Genomic DNA, 10,705 nt, shown 5'->3' with positions numbered 1-10,705 from the left:
TGAAACTGGGCTGGGTTCTGGCGCAGACAACCGAGCCAAAGAAAGTCCGGGAGATGATGCTATCGCCGATAGCCGGCGAAATTACGGAGCGGGAGCCATTTGACGGGTACCTGATTCTGCAGGGGGGTCTCCCCGAAGTCGAAAAATTCATAGGCCAGTACCATAGATGATTTTCCCGTCATTCCGAATCGGAGGCTTTGTCAGCCGATGGCGGGTCAAAGCAATCTCTAGGTAGGTCGGGTTCCGAGTCACTTCTTCTCTCTTGGGACGAGAAATCCGGCCCCAGGGAAACGGATACTGGCACATCTATTTCCACCACCATTTTGTTAGAGAAATAATATTGACCAAACCAATTCAAAGTGTAACCCATGTCCCGGAACAATTGTAACCTATCTATTGACATTATACACCCCTTCCTGACACCATATCGTTTCCGCCGGGAAATGATACCCCCGTTCCCCTCTTGCCAACCCGCATAACATCCTTATATTAAATCAACCGTTCGAGGAGGACTATATGCCGTCTCTCTGTAAGGCGACAGCTTTCATTATTTCACTCGCGTTCTCTCTGGTCATTCTCGCCCCGGCGCCACTGCGCGCCTATGAGCCGTCCGAGGATTTCCAGTTCATCCGCACCGGACCCGGCCTTTCTCTGCACAAAGAGCTTTTCATGCTCCCGGCCACCATCTCCGGCGCCTATAGCGGCCCCCAGACTGAAGCTGTCTTCCAGATGAGCGCCAAACACCGTATCCTCGGCCTCCCGCTTTACTTTGCTTACACCCAGATTTCCTTCTGGCAGGCGTACGATGCGCGAAACTCCGCCCCGTTCCGCGAGACCAACTATAATCCCGAAATCTTCTTCCGCCCCAAAACTCTCCCTTTCTCCTCTGGGCAAGTCGGCGCCGATATCGGCTTTGAGCATGAATCGAACGGCCAGAGACCGCCGATTTCTCGAAGCTGGAACTTGATTTATATCTCCCCTTATTATCTTCGCCCAAATTTACTGCTCTATCTCAAACTCCGCTACCGCCTCCCGGAGGATGACAAAACCGACCCGCTCGATGCGGCCGGAGACGACAATCCTGATATTACCGATTACCTCGGGTACAGCGACCTGCAATTATTCTATCGTCTCCCCTGGCATCATCTCGTCCGCCTGATGCTTCGCGGCAATATCAGCACCGGCAAGGGCGGCTTTCTCGCCACTTACAGCTTCCCGGTCGAAATCGGCGACTTGAGTCATTTTTACTTGCGCGTCTCCCACGGCTACGGCGAGAGCATTGTCGATTACAGACGCTCCCTCACCCGCGTCGGATTCGGGATAATGTTTTCAAGATAAGGTGTCAAATGAAGACGGCAGTAATATTCGTCGCGATAATCGCGCTGTCAAGCGCGTCGAGGCCTGAGGAAATTGCGTCTCGGAGTGAACATGGCGCTATAGCCTCTACCATCATTTGCCTGAAGATTATCCCGACGTAACCCCCCCGAGCATCCTTTTGACATCCCTCTTTTGAAACCTTATATTCTCCCCAACCTATAATTATAGATATATGGCAAATTTCTTAACGAGACTTTTCGGCACCAAACATGAGCGGGATATCAAAGCGATTCGCCCGCTGGTCGATGAAATAAATGAGCATTTCAGTGAGCTTGCGGCGCTTACTGATGAGCAGCTTGCCGCCAAGAGCGAGGAATTGAGGAAACGTCTTGCCGACGGCGAAACGACCGATGACCTCTTGCCTGAAGCGTTTGCCGTCGTCAAAGATACCTGCCGACGACTGGTCGGCAAATCCTGGGAAGTAGTCGGTATCAAGACCGAATGGAATATGGTTCCGTACGATGTTCAGCTTATCGGCGGCATTGTCCTTCACCAGGGGAAAATCGCCGAGATGGCCACCGGTGAAGGGAAAACGCTGGTCGCCACTCTGCCGACTTACCTGAACGCCCTTACCGGACGGGGAGTCCATATAGTCACCGTCAACGATTATCTTGCCAAGCGTGACAGCCAGTGGATGGGGGAGATATTCAAGTTTCTCGGGCTGACGGTCGGCTGTATCCAGAACGATATGGACAGCGCCGCCCGCAAGGTTGAATATGGCAAGGATATCACCTATGGCACTAATAATGAGTTCGGCTTCGATTACCTTCGCGATAACATGGCGCAAACGGCGGAAGACCGTGTCCAGCGCGGATTCTTTTATGCTATAGTTGACGAGGTTGACTCGGTCTTAATCGACGAAGCCCGCACCCCGCTAATCATTTCCGGACAGGTCGAAAGTTCTCTCCACCAGCGGTTTGCCGAGATGCAGCCGATTGTTTCCACTCTGGTTCGCAAGCAGACCAACCTGATAAACGAAAAGATTGCCCAGGCGGAAAAACTGCTTGAGCGGGAAGATGGCGATGGCCATTATGAAGCGGGGCGGCTTCTTCTCGCCGTCAGCCGTGGCGCTCCCAAGAACAAGAAGTATCTCAAACTAATCAAAGAAGGCGGTGTCAAGGGACTCATCGAGAGAGTCGAATCGGACTATCTTCGCGAAAAGAAGATGTACGAAATCGATGAAACGTTGTATTATGTTATCGATGAGCGCGAGAACAGCATCAGTCTGACCGACCACGGCCGCGCCCAGTTCTCCAAAGCGGAGCAGGAACTTTTTGAAATTCCCGACCTCTCCGAAGGCCTCTCCGAAATCGAAGGGGACAGCACGCTTGCCCCGGAAGAAAAAACCAGCCGCACCGATGAGCTTTATCGCCTCCACTCCGAGCGCTCCGAAAAGGTCCACTCCATAAGCCAGATATTGAAGGCTTATACCCTATTTGAGAAAGATGTCGAATATGTCGTGCAGGACGGCAAAATCCTGATTGTCGATGAGTTTACCGGACGGCTGATGCCGGGACGACGATACTCCGATGGGTTACATCAGGCGATAGAAGCCAAAGAGAAAGTCAAAATCGAGGGAGAATCGCAGACTCTGGCGACCATCACTCTCCAGAACTATTTCCGGATGTACGAAAAACTTGCCGGCATGACCGGCACCGCCGAGACCGAAGCGCAGGAATTCTGGGACATTTACAAACTCGATGTCGTATCCATTCCGACCAATGAGCCGGTTCGGCGAATTGATTTCAATGATGAGGTCTATCTTACTCGCCGAGAAAAGTACAACGCCATCATCGAAGAAATAATCGAGTGCTACAACTCCAAAAGGCCGGTGCTGGTTGGCACCATTTCGGTTGAAGTATCGGAGACGCTGTCCCGTATGCTCAAGCGCTCCGGCGTGCCGCACAATGTCCTGAATGCCAAATACCACCAAATGGAAGCCGAGATAGTCTCCAAAGCCGGTCAGCCCGGCGCGGTTACTATTGCGACCAATATGGCCGGGCGTGGCACCGATATCAAACTGGGACCGGGCGTAGTGAAACATCAAAACTGCGCCCTGCTGAAACCGCGCCAGGATGAAGAGATTTGCCCCTTTATCAAAGAACTCAAATGCCACGAAAAAGTCCCCTGCGGGCTGCATATTATTGGCACGGAACGTCATGAATCCCGACGGATTGACCGTCAGTTGCGCGGTCGCTCCGGCCGTCAGGGCGACCCCGGCTCCTCCAAATTCTATCTCTCACTCGAAGACGACCTGATGCGCCTCTTTGGCTCCGACCGGCTGGCGCGCGTTATGGACCGTCTCGGTGTCAAAGAAGGGGAAGTCATCACTCACGGCATGGTGACCAAGGCTATTGAGCGCGCCCAGCGGCGTGTCGAAATGCAGAACTTTGCCATCAGAAAACATACCCTCGAGTATGACAACGTGATGAACTCCCAGCGCGAGGTGGTTTATGACCGGCGACTGGCGGCTCTGGAGCGGACGTCAATAAAAGAAGAAATTCTCGAACTTATCGATTCGGTCCTGCAGTCGCTGATAGACAAATATTGCCCGGAAAAGGAATACGCCGAAAACTGGGACTGGACCAATCTCAAGAGCGAACTGCTCCATATCTTTCTTCTGAATCTCGATATTAAAGAAGCCGATATTCCCGCCCTCTCGCCTGATAGACTATTCGAGCAGGTCAAAGGGGCGGTCATGCATTTCTACAACCAGAAAGAGAAACTGTACGGCGAGGAAATAATGCGCCGTCTGGAGCGGTATGCGGTGTTGATGACTATAGACAAGCATTGGCGCGACCATATGTACGAAATGGACCAGCTCAAGACCGGCATCGGGCTGCGGGCTTACGGCCAGCGCGACCCATTGGTCGAATATAAGCGCGAGGCATATCGTCTTTTCGCCGAGATGATTGAAGGGGTTGATAAAGAAATCGTCTCCATGGTCTATAAACTGCAGGTCAATATGCCGGAGCGCTCCCGCGAGGAGCGTCGCCGTGAACTGGCCCGAGCCGGCATGGTGGCATCACATCAGGAATCGACCGGCATGGGCTTCGGCTCGGCCCGGGCTGCCGCCGAGGATGCGCCACCCCCGGCTTCCGGCGGTGAAACAGTTATGGCGCAGGGGGCGCAGCGCGGTAAGGCTCAGCCTTTCAAACGGGACGGGCAGAAGGTCGGTCGTAACGACCCTTGTCCCTGCGGCTCCGGCAAGAAGTACAAGAAATGCCACGGGGCGGGCGAAGGGTAATCCACGAAAGTCCCTCTCTCTGACCAACGGGAAGAGAACCAGAGAAGTCGAGGATAAAAAGTCGTGGAGGCTTGACTGAAGCAGGGCTTTAAGCCTGAATCGAGTTAGAGGTCAAGATTCACGGCAGCTTTAGTCTCTCAATATTGCATTATCAAATCTGTATTGGACACGGAAACTGATGTAATTGACGCCTCGTAAGCATAATGTCAGAGCGACTCAAATAAGGAATAATGACGAAAGGACAGAATATGAGACAGGCCGTCGCTGGCAGGATTACGGTTTTTATTATGACGTTCGCTTGCGTTTTGTCAACTATCGGAACTCAAGCCACGCTAGCAGAATCAGGTCCCTCTTTTTCTGTCAGTTATGACCTGCTTCCATACCAGGACTTTGATGAACCAATAATTGACACGGTGGTGGGAACAGATACAACCTATCTTAATCATCCGCAGGCGCAACTTAGAAAACTGAGGGGTTCTCTCTCGCTTCCCATTGTTATCTGGAAAGACAGGACGGTGCTGGTCAATGATTTTTCCTATCAACTTATTGAGTTCCGTTATCGTGAACTGGTCTATCCACTGGAGAGACTTCAGTCGGCCAGTTACACCCTGATGCTGCAGCATCGCTTGTCGCAGAAGTGGTCGGTCTGGGCGCTGGGCACTCCGACTCTGGCATCGGACCTTCAGGCTGAGATTTCCCAGGATGATTTTAATTTCCAGGCGGCGGCAGTCTTCATTCGCCACTTTAGCGAAAGATTTTCGCTTGGATTCGGCGCGGCTTATACCACCCTGTTTGGAAGCGGTGAATTTGTTCCCTTACTTGCTTTCGACTGGAATAACGGCAGAAATCTGGCTGCCAGGGGAATCATTCCAAACAATCTGGAATTATGGTATCGTCCGGCCGCGGCAATTGATGTGGGTCTGGTTCTTTCCGGTGACGGGAATAATTTTCGGGGGGACCCGGATATCTACCTCGTGCCGAATCCTGAAGTGCGATACACGATGTTGACTGCCGGAGCGGCAATCAAAATAAGTTTGACAAAATTCACTCGTCTGCAAGTGGAGTCCGGGATAATCGCTCTGCACAGGTTTGAATTCTTTGATGGGGATACCGAAACCTCATCGTATGACCTCAAGCCCAACCAGTATGCTCGAATTGGCTTGCGCTTCGGAGGATGAGCGTAATGTCGATTCCGCAAGTCTGGAACTATACAGAGGGGGGAGTTAGTCAGATGCTGCGCGCCATCAGAAAACGGCTCCCGGCCCCGCGTAGGGTACCCAGACAATATTCTGAGAATTGCCCAAACAGAAAAGCCGGGCCTCATATCGGCTCGGCTCTTTGAACTTCTCATCTTGAGTGCCATCATCCGTAGGTCTTCTTCGCCTGTTTGAGAACGCCGTCGCTTAATTTCAGTCCGGCACCCTTTAGAGCCATCTTGTTGACCGCATAACTCACTTTGCCCCCGTCATCTTTCAAGAAATCGAGCATTACGCCGTATCCGGCAAAATTGCCGTTGTCACTCATGGTGAAAATCGGCTGACCGCTCACCTTTTTTAAGACGGCCGCCAGGTCGGCAAGTTCTGTGGCAGCAATAAAGACCATATGCGAGCCGCTCAGGTCGGCATCCAGTCCCCCCTCCCGAACTTCCACCTTTTTAGTTGAGCCATTCAGCTTCTCCGCCGCCCCTTTCAGGTACGACGCCAGCGAACTTGTCCCCACCACGGTAATCACCGTGACAGTTTCGTCATCCGCCCTCTGCTCCGCGGGCCAGGTTACGTTTTCAATCAATTTCAGGACAAATTCCGCCTTGGCGACTTTCTCTTTCTCGGCTTTATCCTGTGCCGCAATCGCCACCGCCAGAAACAGAAGTGTCATCGACAGCGTTACTTTTCTCATGGTTCCATCTCCGCTATTACCTTAAAAATATACGGCTTGCAGGTCGATTTTTTTAGATATCGGCAAAAATTGTCCGGTTTTTTAGCCCCAACGCGCAATTCCTGATAGCCTCGAAAAATTTTGACTTTTGGCCCCTTTTCCCTTATTCATTGGCAATCGACCAAGCCATAAACCGGGAGAACAGCCATGAACCGACCTACCTTCGCCGCCGCCATAAATTGCATGGATGGCCGCACCATAATTCCGGCAACGGAATGGATAAAGCAGCACTTAAAAGTTGACTGCGTCGATATGATAACCGAACCGGGGATGATTGGCGCTTTTGCCGCCCAGGATGAGCGCTTGCTCCACTCAGTAAAACGGATGCTTCAGATTTCCCTGCGGGCACACGCCACCCGCACCGTGGTGCTGGTAGCGCATTATGACTGTGTGGGCAATCCGGTCCCGAAAGAGAAGCAACTGGAACAACTCCGCCGCTCAATAGAGATTCTCCGCTCCTGGGATTTCCCGGAAATTGAGCGGATAATCGGCATCTGGCTAAATGAGCAGTTCCGGGCAGAACTGATAGAAGACCACCACCTTAAGAAAGATTGAGGACTGACAGGAATCTATGCCTTCGATAGAATATCTTCTGGCCGGCGCCTCGATTCTATTATTGCTGAGCATCATCTCCAGCAAGTTCTCCGGACGGCTGGGAGTGCCGGCGGTTCTTCTTTTCATCATAATCGGAATGCTTGCCGGGGCCGAGGGGATAGGAAAAATCCAGTTTGATGACCCCTGGCTGGCGCAGTCGCTCGGTGTTGCCGCCCTGGCTCTGATTCTCTTCTCCGGCGGTCTTGACACCGAATGGAAATCGGTCCGACCCGTGGTCTGGAAAGGGCTCGCCCTTTCGACAGTGGGCGTCTTTCTTACCGCGCTTCTGGTCGCCTGGTTCACGATAGTCGTTCTTGACCTGTCCTTGCACGAAGGTTTGCTTTTGGGGGCGATTGTCTCCTCTACCGATGCCGCCGCTGTCTTTGCCGTACTGCGCTCCCGCAAGGTCAGCCTGAAAGGCGAACTCAAGCCGCTTCTGGAACTGGAATCAGGGAGTAACGACCCGACCGCCGTCTTTTTGACCATAGGTATGATCAGGCTTATTGGCGAGCCGACTCTCAGTTTTCTTGATTTAGTACTTCTCTTTGTCCAGCAGATGACAATTGGTGCCGCCATCGGTTTCCTGATGGCGCGCGGCCTTACCTATCTTCTCAATCATATCAAACTGGAATATGAAGGGCTTTATCCGGTGCTGACTTTTACGATGGTGTTTTTGATTTACGGCCTGACCGCCATAATCGGCGGCAACGGATTTCTCGCTGTCTATCTGGCCGGTCTGCTTCTTGCCAACAGCGACTTTGTCCATAAGAAGAGCCTGGTTCGCTTTCATGACGGCATCGCCTGGCTGATGCAGATTATCATGTTCCTGACCCTGGGACTCTTGGTGCTGCCGTCACATCTCTCCTATGTCTGGGGAGTCGGTATCTTTACCGCCGCTTTCCTGGTTCTGGTGGCGCGGCCGCTCAGCGTTTTTATTACGCTGCTTCCCTGGAAGATGAAACTGCGCGAAAAAGCGATGGTCATGTGGGTCGGTTTGCGCGGCGCGGTGCCGATTATTCTGGCAACCTTCCCGATGCTTTCCGGTATTGAGCAATCGGAAATGATTTTCAACGTAGTCTTTTTTATTGTCATGCTCTCTGTGGTCGTGCAGGGGACAACTATTCCTTTTGTCGCCCGCTTGCTTAGAGTCGATTCACCACTATTTCTTAAAGCCCGATATCCCCTCGAATTCGAGCCGGCTCCCGGCTCCAAAGGGGAACTGGTGGATATCTTTGTCCCCCCCGATTCCTTTGTAACCGGGAAGAGACTTCTTGATATTCATTTTCCGAAGGGGGTGCTGGTCGCATTGATTCTGCGCAATGACGAATATCTGGTTCCCGGGGGGCAAACCATTATCGAAGCGGGCGACCTGCTTCTGATTCTCGCCGACACCACCACTCTGGCGGAATTGAAAGCGTTTATTGGTCGAAAGAAAGAAACCGCCTCCTGAGTTGAGGCTTATCATTAATCTTAAGGCTTATGCACGAAAACTTACTGATAGGATTGGTCAGCATTCTGATAATCGGCGTCGCTGCCCAGTGGCTTGCCTGGCGATTGCGCCTTCCATCCATCCTGCTGCTTCTGATTTGCGGCTTTATCGCCGGACCGGTGACCGGCTTCCTGAAACCGGATGAACTTCTCGGAGAAATTCTTCTGCCGCTGGTTTCTGTCTCGGTCGCCATAATCCTGTTTGAAGGCGGTATGAGCCTTAATATCGCGGAACTGCGAGCCTCCGGAAAAGTCATCCGCAATCTTATCACGGTTGGCGCTTTTTTGACCTGGATTATTTCCGCCGCGGCTGCCTATTATATTCTGCAGTTGAGTTTCCCGCTCTCGGTTCTCTGGGGAGCGATTCTGGTGGTGACCGGACCTACCGTGATAATTCCTCTGCTTCGCCATGTTCGTCCCACTGGCGCGGCCGGTTCCGTAGTCAAATGGGAAGGGATTCTTATCGACCCGGTCGGCGCCATGCTCGCCCTTCTGGTCTTTGAAGCAATTCTCTCCGGCGGTTTTGAGAGCGCCACGGTCGCAGTCCTCTCCGGTTTTTTCAAGACAGTCCTAATAGGCTCTCTGGCGGGAATCCTGGTCGCCGGTCTTCTGGTGCTGCTTCTTTATCGCGGCTGGATTCCGGATTTTCTTCAAAATCCGGTCGCCCTGATGTCGGTCGTCGGCGCTTATACTCTTTCCAATTTCCTGAGGGCTGAATCGGGACTCCTGGCAACTACCATTATGGGTATCGCCCTGACCAATCAGAAGTGGATAAATGTCAAACATATCATCGAATTCAAGGAAAACCTCCGGGTTCTTTTGATTGCCGCTCTGTTTATTGTTCTTTCCGCCCGACTTTCCATCGATGATATCTTCTATTTTGATATCCAGGTATTTGTCTTTTTACTGATCCTTGTCTTGCTGGCTCGCCCTCTTTCGACACTACTCTCGGCGCGCGGCTCTAACCTCACCTGGAAAGATAAGTTTTTTATTGCCGCTATGGCTCCTCGCGGCGTGGTCGCCGCCGCCGTCACCTCGGTTTTCGCTCTCAAACTGGCGGACCAGGGATATGCCGATGCCGAACGGCTGGTGCCGTTGACCTTTATGGTTATCATCGGCACCGTTACCGTCTATGGCTTGCTTGCCGCCCCGCTGGCTCGATGGCTTGGCATTTCCGGCGCCGAGCCACAGGGATTTCTCATTATCGGCGCCCACAAATGGGCGCGGGAAATTGCGGCCGCTCTCAAGAATCTCGGCGTGAAAGTCGTTCTGGTCGATACCAACGCGGAGAATATCTCGACGGCGCGAATGATGGATTTAACAACCTATCAGGGAAGCGCCCTTTCCGAAGAAACCCCGCAGCATATTGACCTGACCGGTATCGGACGGCTGCTGGCTTTGACCTCGAACGATGAGGTCAATTCCCTTGCTTGCCTTCATTATGGGGAAGTTTTTGGGCATCAAGGAATCTTCCAGCTCCCTTTACAATCGAAAGGCGCGCGACGTCTCCAATCTATGCCAAGTCACCTTCGCGGAAAATTCCTTTTCGGTCCCGATTGCACCTATCTTTTTCTCGACTCCTTATTCGCTTCCGGAGCGGTTATCAAAGTCAATAAACTGACCCCCGAGTTTGATTTTAACTCTTTTGAGCGACATTATCGCGGCTCGGCAGTTCTGCTGTTTGTGATGAATGAGTCCGGAGTCGTTACTCCGATTATCGCAGACAAATCGGTAACTCCCAGGCCGGGACAGACAATCGTAAGCATTGTGAAATCTCCTGACTGACCGGAACGGTTCCAGTCGCCAGATTCAGATTTCTACTTCATCCTTGACAGAGGTTTATATCGAAAGCAGTCAACGGTATGGTCATTGACCATCCCGACGGCCTGCATGAAAGCGTAGCAGATGGTAGGTCCGACGAAGCGGAATCCCCGCTTTTTCAGGTCCTTGCTCATCCGCTCCGCTTCAGCGGTCATAGCCGGCACCTCTTTCATGCTCTTGCGGGAGTTCAGGAGCGGTTTCCCTCCAACAAAGGACCATACATATTTATCGAAACTGCCAAAT

At 52.3% G+C, this 10,705-nt stretch carries 8 protein-coding genes; 6 read left to right on the top strand and 2 right to left on the bottom strand.

What is annotated here, in order from left to right; all coding sequences use genetic code 11:
- The first annotated feature begins 516 nt into the window (after nucleotides 1-516).
- The 3 genes from AB1690_11040 to AB1690_11030 all read left to right on the top strand — a co-directional run bounded on the left by AB1690_11040 (nucleotide 517) and on the right by AB1690_11030 (nucleotide 5,802).
- Complete coding sequence (locus AB1690_11040; GenBank protein MEW6015848.1) at nucleotides 517-1,338, top strand: phospholipase A; 822 nt, start codon at nucleotides 517-519, stop codon at nucleotides 1,336-1,338.
- 211 nt (nucleotides 1,339-1,549) lie between these two features.
- A complete protein-coding gene (gene secA, locus AB1690_11035) occupies nucleotides 1,550-4,624 on the top strand; it encodes a preprotein translocase subunit SecA (protein MEW6015847.1) in 3,075 nt (1,024 codons plus the stop codon).
- Nucleotides 4,625-4,872: 248 nt separating this feature from the next.
- Entirely contained in the window at nucleotides 4,873-5,802 is a 930-nt protein-coding gene (locus AB1690_11030) for a DUF6268 family outer membrane beta-barrel protein (protein ID MEW6015846.1), read from the top strand.
- 184 nt (nucleotides 5,803-5,986) lie between these two features.
- On the opposite strand, the gene AB1690_11025 is transcribed toward AB1690_11030, so the two are convergent.
- Nucleotides 5,987-6,520: a YfiR family protein gene (locus tag AB1690_11025; GenBank protein ID MEW6015845.1), complete on the bottom strand. Its 534-nt coding sequence runs from the start codon at nucleotides 6,518-6,520 to the stop codon at nucleotides 5,987-5,989.
- Nucleotides 6,521-6,706: 186 nt separating this feature from the next.
- Here AB1690_11025 and AB1690_11020 point away from each other — a divergent pair, with 186 nt between their 5' ends.
- From AB1690_11020 to AB1690_11010, 3 genes are read left to right on the top strand one after another with little or no spacing between them, the layout of a single operon-like run.
- Nucleotides 6,707-7,114, top strand: coding sequence for a carbonic anhydrase (locus tag AB1690_11020; protein MEW6015844.1), 408 nt, complete (start codon nucleotides 6,707-6,709; stop codon nucleotides 7,112-7,114).
- A 16-nt stretch (nucleotides 7,115-7,130) separates the two neighbouring features.
- On the top strand, nucleotides 7,131-8,603 hold the full coding sequence (locus AB1690_11015) for a potassium/proton antiporter (protein ID MEW6015843.1): 1,473 nt from the start codon (nucleotides 7,131-7,133) through the stop codon (nucleotides 8,601-8,603).
- A 29-nt stretch (nucleotides 8,604-8,632) separates the two neighbouring features.
- On the top strand, nucleotides 8,633-10,426 hold the full coding sequence (locus tag AB1690_11010; protein MEW6015842.1) for a cation:proton antiporter: 1,794 nt from the start codon (nucleotides 8,633-8,635) through the stop codon (nucleotides 10,424-10,426).
- 32 nt (nucleotides 10,427-10,458) lie between these two features.
- Here AB1690_11010 and AB1690_11005 read toward each other — a convergent pair.
- Nucleotides 10,459-10,705, bottom strand: a 247-nt coding sequence (locus tag AB1690_11005; GenBank protein ID MEW6015841.1) for a DNA-3-methyladenine glycosylase I, incomplete at its 5' end; no start/stop codon positions are given.

The organism is Candidatus Zixiibacteriota bacterium, from assembly GCA_040753495.1.
GTDB lineage: Bacteria > Zixibacteria > MSB-5A5 > GN15 > PGXB01 > DYGG01.
The sequence above is the reverse complement of the archived record's forward strand: the minus strand, read 5'-3'. Positions and strand labels throughout refer to the sequence as shown.

What these genes read in the sequence shown, in the direction of transcription:
- AB1690_11040 (MEW6015848.1), top strand. Translation starts at nt 517, where the DNA reads ATGCCGTCTCTCTGTAAGGCGACAGCTTTCATTATTTCACTCGCGTTC.
- secA (MEW6015847.1), top strand. Translation starts at nt 1,550, where the DNA reads ATGGCAAATTTCTTAACGAGACTTTTCGGCACCAAACATGAGCGGGAT.
- AB1690_11030 (MEW6015846.1), top strand. Translation starts at nt 4,873, where the DNA reads ATGAGACAGGCCGTCGCTGGCAGGATTACGGTTTTTATTATGACGTTC.
- AB1690_11025 (MEW6015845.1), bottom strand. Translation starts at nt 6,520, where the DNA reads ATGAGAAAAGTAACGCTGTCGATGACACTTCTGTTTCTGGCGGTGGCG.
- AB1690_11020 (MEW6015844.1), top strand. Translation starts at nt 6,707, where the DNA reads ATGAACCGACCTACCTTCGCCGCCGCCATAAATTGCATGGATGGCCGC.
- AB1690_11015 (MEW6015843.1), top strand. Translation starts at nt 7,131, where the DNA reads ATGCCTTCGATAGAATATCTTCTGGCCGGCGCCTCGATTCTATTATTG.
- AB1690_11010 (MEW6015842.1), top strand. Translation starts at nt 8,633, where the DNA reads ATGCACGAAAACTTACTGATAGGATTGGTCAGCATTCTGATAATCGGC.